14 protein-coding genes are annotated in these 16076 nt (G+C 48.7%); 1 reads left to right on the top strand and 13 read right to left on the bottom strand.

Translation table 11 applies throughout. The features are described from left to right. From RBT11_11725 to RBT11_11715, 3 genes are all read right to left on the bottom strand, one after another. Positions 1-442: DUF1302 family protein (locus RBT11_11725; GenBank protein MDX9787442.1), on the bottom strand; the 442-nt coding region annotated here is incomplete at its 3' end. 73 nt (positions 443-515) lie between these two features. Then, a complete protein-coding gene (locus RBT11_11720) occupies positions 516-1898 on the bottom strand; it encodes a phenylacetate--CoA ligase family protein (protein MDX9787441.1) in 1383 nt (460 codons plus the stop codon). A 53-nt stretch (positions 1899-1951) separates the two neighbouring features. After that, complete coding sequence (locus tag RBT11_11715) at positions 1952-3178, bottom strand: thiolase family protein (protein MDX9787440.1); 1227 nt, start codon at positions 3176-3178, stop codon at positions 1952-1954. Between the two features lie 417 nt (positions 3179-3595). Here RBT11_11715 and RBT11_11710 point away from each other — a divergent pair, with 417 nt between their 5' ends. After that, positions 3596-6427: a sigma 54-interacting transcriptional regulator gene (locus RBT11_11710; protein MDX9787439.1), complete on the top strand. Its 2832-nt coding sequence runs from the start codon at positions 3596-3598 to the stop codon at positions 6425-6427. A 251-nt stretch (positions 6428-6678) separates the two neighbouring features. Here the strand turns inward: RBT11_11710 and RBT11_11705 are convergent, their stop codons facing one another. From RBT11_11705 to RBT11_11660, 10 genes are all read right to left on the bottom strand, one after another. Next, on the bottom strand, positions 6679-7464 hold the full coding sequence (locus RBT11_11705; GenBank protein MDX9787438.1) for an AAA family ATPase: 786 nt from the start codon (positions 7462-7464) through the stop codon (positions 6679-6681). 8 nt (positions 7465-7472) lie between these two features. Then, entirely contained in the window at positions 7473-8282 is an 810-nt protein-coding gene (locus RBT11_11700) for an acyl-CoA dehydratase activase (GenBank protein MDX9787437.1), read from the bottom strand. Then, the gene (locus tag RBT11_11695) at positions 8279-9052 is read right to left on the bottom strand and encodes an acyl-CoA dehydratase activase (GenBank protein MDX9787436.1); all 774 of its coding nucleotides are present in this window, start codon (positions 9050-9052) and stop codon (positions 8279-8281) included. Before RBT11_11695 ends, RBT11_11700 begins: the two co-directional genes overlap by 4 nt. Before the next feature lie 122 nt (positions 9053-9174). After that, positions 9175-10026 (bottom strand): enoyl-CoA hydratase-related protein, encoded by an 852-nt coding sequence (locus RBT11_11690; GenBank protein MDX9787435.1) that lies wholly within the window; start codon positions 10024-10026, stop codon positions 9175-9177. A gap of 25 nt (positions 10027-10051) precedes the next feature. Next, the gene (locus tag RBT11_11685; protein ID MDX9787434.1) at positions 10052-10822 is read right to left on the bottom strand and encodes a 3-hydroxyacyl-CoA dehydrogenase; all 771 of its coding nucleotides are present in this window, start codon (positions 10820-10822) and stop codon (positions 10052-10054) included. Between the two features lie 54 nt (positions 10823-10876). Then, positions 10877-12019, bottom strand: a complete 1143-nt coding sequence (locus RBT11_11680) for an acyl-CoA dehydrogenase family protein (protein ID MDX9787433.1) — start codon at positions 12017-12019, stop codon at positions 10877-10879. 31 nt (positions 12020-12050) lie between these two features. Next, positions 12051-13199 (bottom strand): acyl-CoA dehydrogenase family protein, encoded by a 1149-nt coding sequence (locus RBT11_11675; GenBank protein ID MDX9787432.1) that lies wholly within the window; start codon positions 13197-13199, stop codon positions 12051-12053. 304 nt (positions 13200-13503) lie between these two features. Continuing rightward, the gene (locus tag RBT11_11670; protein MDX9787431.1) at positions 13504-14913 is read right to left on the bottom strand and encodes a 2-hydroxyacyl-CoA dehydratase family protein; all 1410 of its coding nucleotides are present in this window, start codon (positions 14911-14913) and stop codon (positions 13504-13506) included. 258 nt (positions 14914-15171) lie between these two features. Continuing rightward, positions 15172-15366: a hypothetical protein gene (locus tag RBT11_11665; protein ID MDX9787430.1), complete on the bottom strand. Its 195-nt coding sequence runs from the start codon at positions 15364-15366 to the stop codon at positions 15172-15174. A 101-nt stretch (positions 15367-15467) separates the two neighbouring features. Then, positions 15468-15908, bottom strand: coding sequence for an SCP2 sterol-binding domain-containing protein (locus RBT11_11660; protein MDX9787429.1), 441 nt, complete (start codon positions 15906-15908; stop codon positions 15468-15470). Between the last annotated feature and the right edge of the window lie 168 nt (positions 15909-16076).

Below are 16076 nucleotides of genomic sequence, written 5' to 3'. Positions count from 1 at the left end.
GCTTTACATCGGAGCCGACCAGTTCCTTGGCATCGTCGCTCAACTCATATCGTTCCCGGCTGCCGTCCTCGTTTTCAAAATCATAAAACGCCGTACCTCTCGCAAACGCGCCGAAATGTTTACTCTTCAGCTCAAGGTCGGAAATAATCTTGAACATGTTATTGAAAATGCCCTTGTCATAGTTCAGATTGCCGTCATCAGCGTTGGGGTTGACATTGGTGCCGCCGGCCGAAATATCGATGATGGATTCATCCTGATCCTGAACACGATACTGCAGGCTATAGGATAAGGTGGTGTCAAAGCTGGCGGTAAAATCTTCACTCTGATACAACTGCAGCGCACTGACCTGCGCGGGTTGGAAACAACAGCAAAGCATACCGGCGACAACAACAATCAAGCGCAACCGTTTTTTACAACTTTCCCCAAAGATAATAAAATTCATACTGTTTTCCTTTTCTTTGTCTCTGTACCTTCGTTAACGTCAATCATCCTTGATAATGATCGAAGCCGTATTTCTAGTAATTCTTTTCGATGAATTTTGTTTTTTTGGTGGATCTTTCAAGGGTATTGGGCTTGAGCCATGTAATCGCCGGTCTAAATTTTAAAACGGTGTGCATTTTTTCCACAACTTCGGATTCCAGCGCCGATAGATCAGCTTTGTCTATATCCGCGCCATATTCTATTTTAAGCTTCAGTGGTGGCACGACCCGTGGGGGTTTTTCACTCAATACAATACGAAACGCACCGCTGACACGCGGCACAAAGCTGTTGATTACCCCCTGTATTCCCGCCGGATAAACCGGCACACCCTTTACTTTCAACATGTCATCCGCTCGCCCGACGATCTTGTACCGAAATCCGCTTCTTCCGCACGGGCAAGGATCTGTGAAAACCTGGTGGATATCATTCAAGGTAAATCTGAGATTCGTAAAAAAGATCGTTGACATGGGATCCAGAGGCGTGAATACGGCGATCCCCTTTGCACCATGCGCTAAGGGGATAGATTCGTGGGTTTCCGGATCTACCAGCTCATAATAGCAATAATCGTCGGCAATCCAGTGCATTCCCTGGTACTCCGGGTAATCGCAGGAGCACCCGTACCCGGCACCGATATCAAAGACTTTGGCTCCGTATTCCCGTTCAAGCTGGACCCTGACCTCCGGAATTCCGGCGCCCGGCTCCGCCCCCAAGGCCAATATCTTAATCCCAAGACTGCTCACCGGCGCGCCCAACACCTTCGGCGCCCGTTCGATCAGATGAATGGCCAGGGACGGTGTCCCTGCAAATGCATTAATTTTGAACAACCGCATAAGGGTTAAAATCCGCTCCGTCCCGGCTTCAGCACCGATGGGATAAATGGTCACGCCCGGCAATTTTCGATAAAAAAAGACATGTGGAATACCGGCGGCATGCATACTCAACCCGAAGCAAACCGCAAGCTTTGTTCCCGGCCGCATGCCGACCCGCCAGCCGATTCTGCCAAATAACTCGGACATCAGATCCGTCGTCTCATGAAAAACCGGATAGGGGGTCGGAATTCCGGTAGTACCGGAGGTGGTTGTCATAAAGTGAAGCTTTTCGATTCTCTTTTTCCCGAGCAAATTCTCATTGACCAAATCCATATCCGGAATATCGTTTCCTTTAAGAATCGACTTTTCATAGACCTCCCGATACTCGGGTTGACCGACAAATGGAATTTTAGCGGAAAAATCATCAAAAGAATTAATGTCTTCCGGTGTTATCCCGGCGAGGTCCATCCGATTTCTGTCAAAAGGAACATGATCATAAAAAAATCGAACGGTATTTTTTAACCGCTTCCACTGAATCTCCTTAATTTGCGGTGAATTCAGTAACGGTTCAACTTCCATATTATAGTATTTTCGATTCCCTTCACTCATTATTTACCCTCCAGCTTCGGTAAGAATAATTTTTTCTCCGGATATTCTGTCTATTATCGTTTGAAAATATGTAATGTCATGGAGGCCGCGTCGATCCCAAGAATCCCCCCGCCATTATGAGTCATCCCGATTTTTGGATGATTAGGGACTTGACGTTTTCCGGCCCGCTGCCTTAATTGGGTTACAATTTCATAAATCTGCCCACAGCCGGTCGCTGCAATGGGATGGCCTTTGGTGGCCAATCCTCCCGATGAATTTGAAGGCATCCGTCCGTCAAGATCAAAAGCCCCATTGTCAATCCAATGTCCGGCCTCTTCGCCCGGGCAGAGTCCCAATTCGATTAGGAACATAATCTCACAGGGGGAGGTGGCATCATGAATCTCGACCATATCAATATCTTTAGGACCCACACCGGCCATTTTATATACCTGGGGCGCCAGGCGCTTGGTGATAGAATCCTCTTTGTCATATGTCAGCTTCCCGCTGCCTGCCACGGATGCCGCGACCCATACAGGATGCGTCGTATATTTGGCCACTTCGGATTTGGCGCAAAGAATTGCGGCGGCGGATCCATCACACACCGGCGAGCACATCATTCGCGTTAAGGGAAACACAACGTCGCCCGAGTTTAACACCTCTTCAGTGGACACTTCTTTCTGATACTGCGCATGCGGGTTCAGGGCTCCGTTTTTATGTGATTTTACCGCCAGTTTGGCAAAATGTTGCTGCGTCAACCCATATCGATCCATATATCCCTTAATTAAAAAAGCATACATATCCATGAAAATGCTTCTTTTTTCTCCAGCCCCTTCCTTGAAAATTTTCTCTCCGGTCTTAAAATGCTTTTCCGCTTCCTTAAAAAATTCAATGCCATTTTCAATATCAAACGCTGTCCCCAATGCATTGAAAGATTTCTGCTTGTCCACATCATAGAGCTTCTCGTAGCCGGTCACCAACACACAGTCATACATACCGCCTGCCACCGCCATATAGGCCAGGTTGAACGCTGAAGAAGAGCTGGCACATGCGCTTTCCACATTGTAGATGGGGATGGAATCTATACCCATCGCGCTTAGTGTCACCTGACCGCGAATCATCTCCTGGCCGGTCATTAACCCCCCTACCGCATTTGCCATAAATGCCGCTTGAATATTTTTCTTTTCAACACCGGCATCTGCCATGGCGCCCTTCACCGATGCGTAAACCAGGGACTTTATTCCCTTATCTATATACTTTCCGAATCGAGTCATATCAGTGCCGATTACAGCCACTTCTCTCATTTTAATCTCCCTTTCATATTGATAATCCGGCATACTTTTCAATTTGGGTGCTGCAAAGACGACCAAGCGCACCATGCTACCATCGAAACCTGTCATTACTCTTCAGGAAATACGCTCACACTTTCTCTCTGCGAACGCTTTGCTGCGTTCCGAAAGTCGCTTTATTTGCAGGCTAAACATTCTTATTGGGATACCGTATCATGTCAATGCAAGGTTTACGCCAATTTTATAGTGTTTTTTTTATCTTATATTTCCGTTAGTTTAATATTGATACCCCCAATAAAATCCTTATTTGGAATTTTAATTATCCCAATATGGATATTCATGTTGACCTCCTCCTGTTTTATGCCTATAAAAGGGCGACAAAATGATGTTACAAGACTTATCCTTAGTCGCCAGGCTCGGAGGACCCAATCAATGGCTTCAATTGTGAATCAGTTTAATGACAATATATTGGAAGTATCCCGCCTTGAGCGCGAGCTGGTTGATAAGGAATTTAAAAGCGGGAACCGTCAGGCCGCATGGGACCGATTATACCAGGCCGTACTTCGTCTTCTGCCCAGGTTGAATACCCCTGAATACGACACGGCGCTGATCAACGCCGTATTGGAAATATCCAATATCAGCATTGTTCTGGGGAAGGGATTTGGTGATTTAATCCAACTGCTTCAGACCGCCCAGCAGGCAGCACAGCGAATCGGTGACCGCCGATCCCACGCGATGATCAATTTCCACCTCGGCAGACTTCACCATTTTGGTGGAAATCGCCTAAAAGCGTTGGAGCTTTTTGCACTGGGTAAAGTGGCGGTAGAGGAACTGAACGATGAGGACATCATTGATTTGGCATCCGAGTTTATCGGGTTTTACTTTTTCTTTCAGGGCTCATTTCGGGAGGCCCAGCCCTATTTCGAACGTGCCGCGCATAGCTATGAAACGGAAAGCTCACATCGTGTGATCAACCCCTCCGGAACATTCTGGCTTAGCTATTGTTATGCCTATCTGGGTGAATTCCACAGGGCTATCGGAACCGCTGATTACTATCGCCGGCTGGCACTGGATCGCGCCGATACGGATCTGGCGACAACCCTTCAGGCAACTCTGGGCGTCATACTTTCAATGATCAGAAGAAGCGAAGAGGCGTCCTATCATCTCACGGCGGCACATAAAAATGCGGAATCCACCCATAACATGCTCGCACTTTATTTCGCAAAAGGCGGCCGCGCTTTCAATGAGTTTCAAGCTGGAAACCTAACCCACGCCCGTGATTTAATTGAAGACGCCATCAAAACCGGCATTGAATTTGGACTGAACCGTCTCTACTCAACCCCCTTAACCCTCGAACTCTTATTCCAGATTCACTTTCAAAAGATCCCCGCGGTTCAGCAGTTTGATTTTCAAAGAGAGTACCAGCGCGCATTGTCGTATCCTAATTTTCATCTCCGTGGGGTGGCGTTGCGGCTAAAAGCCATTGAAACCGTCGCCAATAACGGAGATTTAAAATCAACCGTCGAGCCGGCCCTATTATTGAGCGAAGAAAACCTAAAACGCAGCGGAGACCCTATTCAGTTAGCCAAAACATATCTTGAAATGGTTCGCCTCTACTTAAAGATGAAGGACCTCGAAAAAGCCCGTGAGCTGGCCAGAAAAGCCTGGAAATCCTTATCCGGATACGCGGATGTTTTTTACCCTGATGATTTGCGCCCCCTGCTATCAGGGGAAACCGTTGTTTCGTCCGGTAATAAAAAAGACAAGGCATTGCTTGCCTCATTTATGGAGATGATAAAAGAGCTGGTGCCGACAACGGATGTCACCACCCTGTTAAACCAAACCGTAGCGGCAACCAACCGGTTTTTCAAGGCCGAGCGGGGGGCACTGTTCTGGTTTAACGACCAGCAGCCCAATAAAGCCCCTGAGTTGCGCGGCTCTCACAACATCTCGCATTCAGACGTTCAGTCCGAGAAGTTTCGATCCAGTCTGACACTTGTGTTTAAAGTATATCATGAAAAGAAACCGCGAATCGTGCGAAAAAATGCTCCCTCTTTTGACGGAGGCGTCGCCACAAAGGCCATCCTTTGTGTACCGATTAAAGTGGAAGAGCAGGTGCAGGGGGTTTTGTATCATGACAACTCTTATATGGAAGACTGCTTTGACGATTACGGCAAATCCGAGTTGGTCTTGATTGCCAATTCTTTAAATGATTATTTAATGGGCATTGAAAATCTGAAAAAAACGATGGATGCAAACGCCATCATCGCAATGACCGAGCTGGGCCTCTCGGACACCACGCAAATCATCACATGCAGCCCAACAATGCAAACCATCCTGGACCAGACCACTCAAATTGCGGAGACGGACAGTACCATCCTGATATTGGGAGAAACTGGCGTCGGCAAAGAGCTTATGGCCAAACGAATTTATACAATGAGCGCCCGAAAGGACAAGCCGTTTGTTATTCTGGACCCGACAACCATTTCCGAGAACCTGCTCGAAAGCGAACTTTTCGGGCATGAAAAAGGGGCGTTTACCGGGGCGGATCGTCAAAAAAAAGGCCGGCTTGAACTGGCTGACCAGGGGACGCTGTTCATCGATGAAATAGGAGAAATACCCAAATCCGCTCAAGTCAAATTTTTAAGGGCCATACAAGAGAAAACCATTGTTCGCGTCGGCGGGACTAAAAGCATATCTACCGATTTTCGGCTGATCGTTGCCACCAACAGGGATCTGGCAAGGGAGGTGGCCGATGGCCGCTTTAGAGAGGATCTTTATTACCGGCTCAATATCGTCCCGCTGATATTACCACCCCTTCGAAATCGAATCGATGACGTACCCCTCTTGGCGCAACATTTTCTAAATCGCTACACCGTAAAATATAATCGGCCGCGCTTTGAGCTGTCCGGCCAAAACAAGGCTAAGTTAATGCGGTACCAATGGCCGGGTAATGTTCGAGAATTGCAGAATATTATCGAGCGCGGTGTATTACTGTCAAAGGGGGAGCATTTGTCCTTGGATTTGCCCTCGAGCCAACCCGCCTTATCATCATTTGACCCCTTTGCCGATATGCCAAACTTTGAAGAAATGCAACGGCGATATCTCGAATATGTTTTAGAAAAAACAGATGGGAAAATCAGCGGCCCCGGTGGTGCTGCTGAAATTTTGGAAATGAAATATTCAACGCTGTACAATTGCCTGATCAGGCTCGGGCTTCGCTCAAAAAAAAGCGCAACCGATAAATCGCCGCCGCCTCGCTGAAAAGCAAATCTCTTTGCGCGCTTTATCCCGAGTTATGCCAGCAACTGCAAAAACTCCGAAATAACGCTTTTTACGGTCTCAGGAGGTGTAACCGCTTATCATCGTCATTAAACTTTGGGCCCAGAGGAGATGATTACATCTTCCCCCTCAATGCCTCGTCTGCATAGCCCACACGATTATGCAATATTGGGGATTACAATCGTACCACGTTTGAATTTACCTCGCTCGTAGTGCCCATATGCAGGAAGGGACTATGCTGATTGAGCGTAAAAAAGATGCGCCATATCTTGAAGAATATTCTGCACTGCCAGAACGCTGGGAGAGTCATCGGGAAGATCGATCAGGGGTTGCCCCTTGGTATTACACACCAAAATATTGTCATCTTCCGGCACGAATCCAATGTTGACGAACCCCAGTTCCTCTGCGTATCCCCTCGTTATCTCCCGCTCTTTTTCGCTTCGAATGCGATTAACCAGCACATAGTCTATCAGTGGCGCATCCTCATTGTACTTCGTTGCAATATCCCTGACCTGCGCCAGCGTCGCAAAGCCCCTGCGGGAGGTGTCGGTGACAAGAACCAGTTTATCAATCCGATGCACGGCTCGGCGATTCACCTGCTCCACGCCCGCTTCGCAATCAATCAACGTCAGATCGTACTCTTTGGACAGCGCCTGAATCCCATACCGCAGCATATCGTTGACCCCGCAGAAGCACCCTTTGCCCTCCGCCCGCCCCATCGCCAATAGATCGTAGCCTCTATCACTGCTTTTGATGATATCTCGAATCACAGCCTTTATCGGTCGGCTGATGAGATCCTTTCTCTCAGCATTGCTCGAAATGATCTTCTCACGATAATCGCCAATGGTTCGCTCCGGTATTTCGCCCAAAGCATATCCCAGATTAACCATTGGATCGGCATCGATGATCAGAAGTTTTTCCTTTTCCCTCAACAGCAGTTTGGTAAAAATAGCAGATACGGATGTCTTTCCGACACCCCCTTTTCCGGCTATCACCTGGATTTCGCCTCTATTAATCATTTTTTTGCTTATCCCTTCGCGGCGGAACGGGCCTGGTTCATTTTGGCGTATCGGTCCTCGGCAAATATGGCGGCGCCGAGCGCTCCGATGATTTGAGGGTCAACGGACAACTCGACAATCGGTACGCCGATCACTTTCTCAAGCTCCTGGACAACGGCCGGATTTTTGGCCACCCCGCCGGTCAAACAAACTTCTTTTAAAATACCAACTTTTCCAACCAAGCGGTGAGCGCGCCTGGCCAGCGCACCGGCAACCCCCAGCGATACGTCCTCCCGGCTTCGCCCGCTTGCCAAAAATCCCATCACATCAAATTGCGTAAAAACGGTGCAAATACTGCTGATGGGCACAGGATCAACGCCTTCCAAAGCAAGTGGGCCTATTTCGGACACATGCATTCCCAATGTTTTGGCAATTCCTTCCAAAAACCGGCCCGTTCCGGCAGCGCATTTATCGTTCATAATAAAATCAACCAGATCCCCCGACGCATCGATGCGAATGACCTTGCTGTCCTGGCCGCCTATGTCAATGATCGTTCTGATCTCGGGATTTACCCACCACGCGCCCTTCCCATGGCAGGAAATCTCGGATAAATTATGATCGGCAAAAGGAATCTTCTCCCGCCCGTAGCCCGTGCTGACGCAAAAGGTGATATCTTCCAAACTAAGACCCGTATCTGTCAGCACCATCTCCATGGCGAGTCGTGCCGACTCCACCGGGTTGGGCTTCACCACGAGAATTGAATGCGCCAAAATTTTGTTATTTTCCAGAAGCACCGCCTCGGCGCTCATGGAGCCTACATCGACACCGGCAAATATCATAACCCACCTCCATTTACACTGAGAGCCGCGCCAATCGCACCGACGTAATCCGCCTCGGGCCCAAATACCTTCATTCGCACTGGAAGCGCCTCCCGCAACAACGCAACGATTCTGCCATTGTTCGCCAAACCACCTGCAACCACCACCGTCTCTTCTACTTTAATCCGTTTGCATAGCGTGGTAATATTCTGTGTCAAAGCGCGAAGAATGGAGTCCAGAATATTGGCCACCGATTCGCCGTCATTGACCAGGCTCACCACCTCGCTTTCCGCGAACACGGCACATTGGCTGCTCATTTTCACCTGCCGGTCGGCAGTTTTGGCAATATTGCCCGCCTCCTGAACCGTACATTCCAACGCTTCACAAATAACTTCCAAAAACTTGCCGGCTCCGGAAGCACATTTATCATTCACCCGGTATTGCAGCACCTTTCCGGCATTATTGACGGTTAACGCATAACTTTGCTGAGAACCCAAGCACAGCATGGTCTTGCAGGCCGGTTCCGCCCACACGCCCGCTCTGCCCATGCATTTTATCATGGGTTCGTCCCGATGGGGCCGGGTCACCTTGCTCTCCCCCCACCCAGTAATCACCAATTCGTCTGTTTGACCGACCTTGTCGCCGGCCTGTTTTTGCAACTCGGACAAAACACGCGCTAAAGCACCGTCCGGATGTGCCTGGGTCAGCGTTTTGGCCATAAACCGCACTGTTCCGTCTTCCATAAGTACGGCTTTGGTATACCCGGTACCGATATCACATCCTAAAATCATGCCAATCCTCCTTGGTTATGCAAGGGTTCCAAAAAACTCCGACAGTTGGCTCAACACGATATCGCGCAATCAAAGAACATGCAACCCGGGCCATCGAAATGAGCCGTACACTGGTATTTTTTTCAATCGTCAATATAGGGCGGTTCCTTCCACCACGGGAAAAAATCAGGCATGTGCCGGCTGGGTGTCATTTTAAAAACCGGCGCCCGCCTTTCGGCAAATGACGCGGCGCCGTCCTTGCCATCCACGGATCGAAACATATAATCCAGACAGCGGGATTCAAGAATATGGGCTGCCATGGGGTGGTTTTCTCCGAGGTTTTTCCAGAGCATCTGTCTTGCCAATGCTGTGGATACGGCTGAGGTGTTGCTCGCAATTTCCGTGGCAATTTCTCTTGCGGTGGGTAATAGTGCTTCCGGTGCGACAACACGGCTGAACAATCCCATTGCCAACCCTTCTTCCGCAGTAAAGAATTTGGCAGAGAGAATCAACTCCAAAGCGCGGCTAATTCCAACGATTCGGGGCAAAAAATAAGTACTGCACCCCTCGGGGACGATGCCCCGCCGATTGAAAATAAACCCAATTTTAGTCGCTGCCTGAGAAGCGATGCGAATATCCATGGCCAGCGTCAACGTTATTCCCACGCCCACAGCCGCGCCATTGATTGCCCCGATAACCGGTTTTTTTAAATTGAATAGCCTTAAAGCCGCTTGACCGGCTGTATCCCGGTGCCTTTGGCCACTGTCATCGGAAGGCAAAAAATCGCCGGCGCTCAAGTCCGATCCGGCACAAAAGGCTCTACCGGATCCGGTTACGATAACGGCACGGACCCCATCATCCGCATCCGCCAAGTCCAAAGCCAACAGTATTTCCGCCATCATGGTAGCAGTCCAGGCGTTGAGATGCTCCGGTCTGTGCAAGACAATCGTTGCGATATTGTCTGCCACATCGTACCTTATTTGCTTGAAATTCATTCTATTTCCTATTTTTTTGGCGCCGCTATTTTGCCGCCATTCTCAATGCGGCATCCAGCCGAATGCACTCACCATTTAACATCGGGTTTTCAATAATATGTTGAACAAGCATTGCAAATTCCGACGGTTTCCCCAGTCTTTTCGGAAAAGGCATCATTTTCGCAAGCGCCTGTTGCGCGGCTTCCGGAAGCACCGCGAGCATCGGGGTCAAAAAAAGTCCCGGCGCAATCGTGTTTACCCGAATTCCGTAATCGGAAAATTCCCGCGCAACCGGCAACGTCATTCCGACAACCCCTGCTTTTGATGAAGCATAGGCCACCTGCCCCACCTGCCCCTCAAAGGCGGCAACAGACGCCGTGTTGATTACCACGCCTTTTTCACCGTCTTCGTTGGGCGTATTCAAAACAATTTTCTCGGCGGCCAGCCGCAGCAAGTTCATGGTACCAATCAGGTTAACCTGTACGACCTTGTTAAAAAAGTCGATAGGCATGGCCTTGCCCTCCTTATCCAGCACCTTTTTGGGGTTACCCACGCCGGCGCAATTAACCGCGATATGGAGGGCGCCAAAGGCTTTCATGGTATCATTCATCGCGGCCTGAACGGTTGCTTCATCGGTAACATCCGTTTTGCAGAAAATCACATTATTCCCTAATTCAGCAGCCAGTTTGGCACCCCTATCCTGATCAAAATCAAGGATCGCAGCCTTGCCGCCAAATTCCACGACCATACGAATGGTGGCTTCCCCCAGACCGGAAGCGCCCCCGGTTACAACCGCAACGCAATCTTTTAACCGCATGTTTTTTTCCTCCTGATGTGTTTTCACGACGACACCATGGTCCATCGCTGTTGATTATTTATTCAGTTCATTAAAAATAATCGCCTTCATAATTTCATTGGTTCCCGCCAGAATTGACCAGACCTGCGCATCCCGCCAGGACCGGACAATGGGACATTTTTCGTGAGCGCCGAATTCACCGATAAGACTCAACGCCCGGCTCGAGATTCGTTTGGTCATGTCCGTCATCCAGAATTTGGCCATGGAAGTCTGAAGCACCACATTTTGCTTCTCGATATGATCCGCCACCAATTTATATAAAAATGTTCTTCCGATTTCCACATCGGTTGCCATTTCGGCAATGGCAAACTGAACCGCTTGGGATGCCGATAAAGCGGGAAGTTTCGAGGGTGGGTTGCGGCAAAAATCCACCAGCCAATCCAGAACAAACTCCGCACATGCAAGGGCCTGAATCGCACATACCAACCGTTCCTGCTGCAACTTCTGCATGAGCATCACAAACCCGTGCCCTTTTTTCCCCAGCATATTGTCCTTCGGGATTCGGCAATTTGTAAAAAACAATTCTGCCGTGTCCTGACTATGCATCCCCATTTTTTCGAATTTGCTGCCTTTCTTGAACCCCTGCGTCCCATCTTCCACAAGATAGAGGGAAATGGCCTTGTGGGCTTTTGGTTCGGACGGGTCTTTGGCCGCAACGATCACCAGATCACAATTGATTCCATTTGAAATAAATGTCTTCGACCCCTCGATTATGATTTCATCCCCGTCTTCAACAGCAGTGGTCCCCATTGACGCCAGATCGCTGCCGGCATCCGGCTCCGTCATGGCAACGGCGGAGATGATATCGCCGGAAACACAACCCGGCAGATACTGATGTTTCTGTGCCTCCGTCCCAAAGCTGTCAATGTAAGGGACCACAATATCATTATGAAGATTGACCAGAAGGCCGGTATGATTGGTACGGGTAAACTCTTCAATGACAATGAGCGAATGTAAAAAATCCCCTCCCATTCCACCATATTCGGGCTTGACCCAGGGACATAAATACCCGGCAGCACCGATTTTCTGCCAGGCGCTTTTGGGCGTAAGATGATCTGCCTCCCAGGTATTGATATGATCAATTATTTCCCTTTTTAAATATTCCTTCAACTGCTGCCGATATTGTTTGTGCTGCTCGGTAAAACCCAAAACTTCCATCACTCATTTCTCCCATGGCCGATTTGCAGGACTATATTTTTCCAATCACGCCAAGGCCAATAAAATCTTTCAATATACCAGGCCCATCGCAGATCATTTCAAGACATTTGGCATCCCGGCAAAACCGTTCCACCTCGTATTCGGCCGTATAACCATACCCGCCCAGCAACTGAATTGCTTCGTGGGAAACATCCAACGCCGCCCGGGTGGCCACAAGTCTGGCCATCGCCATGATACCCGCATCCTGCTTTTTCTGATCACACTGCCAAGCGGCCTGATAGGTCAATACCCTTGCCGTTGCCATTTTAACCGCCATCTCGGCTATCTTATGCTGCGTAATTTGAAACTGAGCAATCTTCCTTCCGAACTGCTCTCTTTGCTTGACGTATGATACCGCCCGATCGAGCGCACCTTGCATGATTCCCAAGGCTATGGATGCCATTAACACTCTGCTTTGATTCAAGAAAGCCATCGCCTGACGCATGCCGTCCCCTTCTCTTCCAATGACATTTAAAAGTGGCACACGGACCTGCTCAAAACCGATATCGTTGATGGCCGTTGCCCGCAGCCCGATTTTTTCCCCGGTATCACATACAACCAGTCCATGCCGGTCCCCTTCCACCAGGATCATGCTGAGCGCTTTGGCATCCGGCGCATCGGGGTCGGTTCTGCATAAAACAGCATAAAATCCAGCGTAGCCGCCGTTGATTACATTTTTCTTCTCTCCGTTTATCACCCACATGTCATTTTCTTTGGCTGCCGTTGTCTCCACGGAATTGGCTCTGGAAAGATCCAACCCCTCGGAGAGTGCGATACCGGAGCACATTGTTCCCGCTGTCAGCATAGGTAAAAAATCGTCTTTCAGTTCACGAGATCCAAAATGTAACAGACACTCTGACCCGCACGCGGCCAGCATCAAGGCGCTGCCGAGGGTAGCATCTTTTCGGCATAATTCTTCGGCAATCAAGGCATTTTCTAACATGCCCATGCCGCCGCCATCATAGGCTTCATCAAAGTGAATACCAACAAATCCCAACTCGGCTGCTTTCTGATAAATCTGCTTGGGGAATATTCTTTTGTGACTCAACTCCCTGGCGATGTCATTGGAAAACTCGCCTTTGGCAAATTCCGCGACCGCCTTTTTTATCTCCAACTGAGACCTTGTCAACGCAAATTCCATAAAATACCTTCTATCGTCTATCGGCTCATCAATTCAGAAGCCGGGTACTGGTAAAAGTTAGCCCGTGTTAAACGATTTCGGCCTGAAGCGCATGCTCAAAACGCTTTCCACCATGGCTTATATCGTCGACGGCAGCCATACACTCACTACAACTCGGGTGTAAATCCTGAAAAATATTCTTTGATATCTTCTTTGGCCGGAGAGGGTTGAACCATACAAATCGCCTTTTCAGGGCACCGGGTCTCACAAATGCCGCATCCTAAACATTCACTTAAAACTTGCAGCCGCATTTTGATCCAACAGATTACACAAGGAGCCTTAAAAACTCGGAAATCGCATTTTTGACTGTCTGAGGCGGTGTAAATCGTTTGTCAAGCCAGTCCACTTCCATTTGAAGGCTTGGAACGCCGTATTTTTCGAGCAACACATCCCCCATGATCTTGGGAAGTGTCCATGCGTGTTTGCAGCTACTGTTGCCGCTGAAAATGGCCGCATCGGCAGCATACACACGGGCGGCCGTCAACATGTCGTTGACATGCAAATCCGTAAAACTCATTACATTTCGATGCATTGGAAGGTTAAAGGACCGCCAAGCCAAGCCTTCAATCATTGTTTCGGTGCTCTTCGTGTCTACCAGGCCGACCACCTCGCCGGGAAGATTCGTTAAGCTACAGGTCAAAAAAGTGCTTCCAAACTGATCCTCCAGCCAATCTGCCAAATACAGCATATAAGGCACAAAAGATCCGGTCCAAAGTGTCCGTATCTCCTGTTTTCCTTCAGGTAAAAAGGTTTCTTTTTTTTCATGGCGCGCCAGCGCCTCTTCGTAGAGGACTTTGACATAATCTCCAAACTTATCCGTACTTCCGGCGAGATATAAGGAAGCTGTATCCAGCGGCCGGTGCATGCCCGGATCCGGATTCGGCTTATTCTTTCGGATTTCCTGCAATTGATAATAATACTTCAACTGCCTATTGGAATACTCGACATGCTGTCTAAGCGCATCCTCATCAATGCTGTGCCTCGTCAGCCTTTCCACTGCTTCGACCATGCGCTTCATTTCATCCACATAATAGCTGAAAGCGCGCTGGTCTGTATAATACGGTGAGTCAACAACGTGCAATGGCACCCCCATCTTGTCGGAAGCGTACTGCATGGTCATATTGCTTGAGTCACAAGGTGCCGACCCTTTGATAAAAAGGATCGGTTTCGGCAGGCCTCCCCATTCGATGGCCTTGTATACCCCCTTCTGAAAAGCACATACGTGACTCGGAATACCGTCCGTTTCCGTATCATCCAGTTCTTTTTCCGCCCCATTTATGAATATGGGCGCCATCAGCAGGGTAAATATTTCCATACCATAGGCGGCCGTATCCATGCTCAATAAAATTTCACTGGGTATGGTCGGGAAAATGCCGATAATCGGCTTTCCCTCATCGATCAGGCGACTTATTTTTGCGATATAGTCCTTAAAAGCAACGGCAAAGGCTCTAATTCCCGCCTTGTTCTTCGGCTTCAGCATCGCTTCAATGGCTTCCGGCTGCACCTGACCCACCAGGGATGCGTGATACGGATCGGCAGGCGCTAAAAGTACCGGCATGTGGACTGATAACTCTTCAGGGGTGGACGCACCCGTGTCCATCGCTGCGACCAACAAACCCAGAACCGCGTCTAATCGCTTGAAATACTCATACCTCTCAATGGCTTGTGGTTCCATGTTCATTTTCCTTTCCCGGCAGGGCATTCGGTGCCCCCCACCCTTATCACAATACAGCTACCTGGATGATCGATCGTTTCGTTTAGATCAATACAGCCCGTTAAATGCATTCAATCTTCCTAATCCGGAAAAGCCGGATGCTGGAATGCTGGGAGGCTGGGATGTTGGGATGCATAAAAGCCATCTTTCACCTTCGGCGAATATACACGCAAAAGCGTGCATGTTTCTGGTAAAGGGTCTAAAACTACACACGGATGATCAGATGATCATTTCGCAGCCCAACCGATAGACCGCATCCAGGTAAATGCCGATAAAGCCCAAGCCAGCAGCCTGTTGAAATAGGCCGAATGGAAACACTCCGTTTTCATTAAATTCCTTGACAAACTCCCCTCGGGCAAAATCCGTGACAGCTTTTTGAATCTCTTTCTGGGATCGTGACAATTCAAATTCCATAAAAACGCCTTTACGCATACCGATTCCATGGCCCTCGTGCCATCCCCGTGCGCATGGGCACAACCCTTTGTTAATTAAACAATAAATAACATGATCAAGACTTAAATCTCTTCGCCCGTATCGGTGGGTTGTCTACTGATCAGCTCATTGGGTATTTTTAAAAACCTTAACACCTTCAAGGCCTGGAACGGTTTTTTCATCGAAAATTTTTTGATCTTAATTTCTCCGGTCATGACGCCTTTTATCGGGCTGAGCTTACCCGTCAATACATCGGCAAATGCCATATAGGAGCTTTTCAAGTGCAGGTGCGTATCCTGTGCCACGCCGTTCTCAATGGAAATAGATGTTTTATTGAACCGTACGGTGGTACAGATTCCCTTCTCGACTTCCACGGACGTGCACACATTCAGTTTTTGGGCCTGTTTTGCTTTATAGGCGAATTCTTTTAGGTTTTGTTCCAGATACTGGCCGATCATCATCCCCATACCGTTGATCGGCGCCCCATCCGTATATCCGACTTCTATTTCCGACAATATCCCCATATTTTCCTTCCAGAAGTATTTACTCTTATAGTTGCATAACCAATATAACAAAAACGAATCAACATGCTGTTTTTTGCTGAAGACCTATAATTTTTACGAATTTAGCCCCTATACCAGAAACATGCACGCGCTTTTGCGTGTATATTCGCCAAAGGTGAGAGATGGTTT

This window comes from Desulfobacterales bacterium, assembly GCA_034003325.1.
In the GTDB taxonomy this organism is placed as follows: Bacteria; Desulfobacterota; Desulfobacteria; order Desulfobacterales; family JAFDDL01; genus JAVEYW01.
This window is presented reverse-complemented; position numbering and strand designations above follow the sequence as displayed.